Source organism: Caballeronia terrestris (assembly GCF_001544515.1).
Lineage (GTDB): Bacteria > Pseudomonadota > Gammaproteobacteria > Burkholderiales > Burkholderiaceae > Caballeronia > Caballeronia terrestris.
The window spans coordinates 1-1270 of record NZ_FCOL02000434.1 but is presented as its reverse complement, the minus strand read 5'-3'; the positions used below and the strand labels follow the sequence as shown (position 1 = coordinate 1270).

Annotated in this window: 2 protein-coding genes; both read left to right on the top strand. The window is 58.7% G+C overall.

Features of this window, described 5'->3' with window-relative positions; genetic code table 11:
- Nucleotides 1–194 (top strand): YbiU family protein (locus tag AWB67_RS38070; protein ID WP_125477886.1); only part of this gene is annotated, 194 nt, incomplete at its 5' end.
- An 83-nt stretch (nucleotides 195–277) separates the two neighbouring features.
- On the top strand, nucleotides 278–1270 hold a 993-nt coding region (locus tag AWB67_RS38065; protein ID WP_143746819.1), incomplete at its 3' end, for an ABC transporter substrate-binding protein.

The window sequence follows — 1270 nt, the reverse complement described above, 5'->3', positions numbered from 1 at the left end:
ACGTGATGTATATCGCATCGGCGCCCGCCTGTGCCAAGAACGACGCGTACCTCAAGCGCCAGTTGCCCAGCTTCCTCGAGGGCAAGAGTCCGCCCGATTTCCCGGCGGATCATTTCGAAGTCGACTTTGTCGGACGCGCCACGGCCGACGATCTGACGCCCCTCGGTAAAGCCCAGCTCGGCTTCGATCTGTAGGTGCTACCCCAAAAGGACCTGACGCACGCCGCGACGGGCGTGCGTCGGTCTGTCATGCAAAAAGAAAATGAACGGAGACAGCAATGCAACGAACTCTCGTGTCAGCCGCAATTGTCGCAGCGACGCTCGCCACGGCCGCGCAGGTCGCCGGTGCCGCCGAATCGCTTTCTGTGCTTCACTGGTGGACCTCAGGCGGAGAATCAAAGGCGATCAGAGTCCTGAAGGACGACATGAACAAGCAGGGTTACGAGTGGAAAGACTTCGCCATAGCCGGAGGAGCGGGTGCGGCCGCCATGACGGCGCTGAAGACGCAGGTCATGTCAGGTAACGCACCGTCGGCTGCACAGATCAAGGGGCCGCTGATACAGGACTGGGCTGATCAAGGCGTGTTGGTCGACATAGATAAATCCGCTACCGGCTGGAAAGCCCAGCTGCCCGCGCAAATCAACAAGACCATGATGTCGGATGGTCACTATGTGGCCGCGCCATTCTCCGTGCACCGGATCAACTGGCTGTGGATCAACAAAGCCGACCTCGATAAAGTGGGGGGTAAGCCGCCTGAAACGTGGCCTGAGTTCTTTGCGCTCGCCGACAAGTTCCGCGCTGCGGGCATTACGCCCGTCGCGCGTGGTGGCCAGCCTTGGCAGGACATGACCATCTGGGAAGCGGTTGTCCTTTCCCAGGGTGCGGATTTTTATCGCAAGGCCATGATCGATCTCGACCAGAAAGCACTCACTTCGCCGCAGATGTTGCAGGTGTTCCAGATCGTGCGAAGGATTCAGGGTTACTTCGACAAGGGTTCCACCGGCCGGGACTGGAATCTCGCGACCGCAATGGTGATCAACGGAACGGGTGGGATGCAGTTCATGGGAGACTGGGCGAAAGGCGAGTTCGCAAATGCGAACAAAAAAGCCGACGTCGACTATGTCTGCACGGCGACGCCCGGTACGTCGAATGCCTTCACCTACACGGTCGACTCGTTTGTGTTCTTCCAGCAGAACGGCAAAAAGGAAGCGTCTCCTGGGCAGCTTGCGCTTGCCAAGACGATCATGTCCGTCGATTTTCAAGAACAGTTC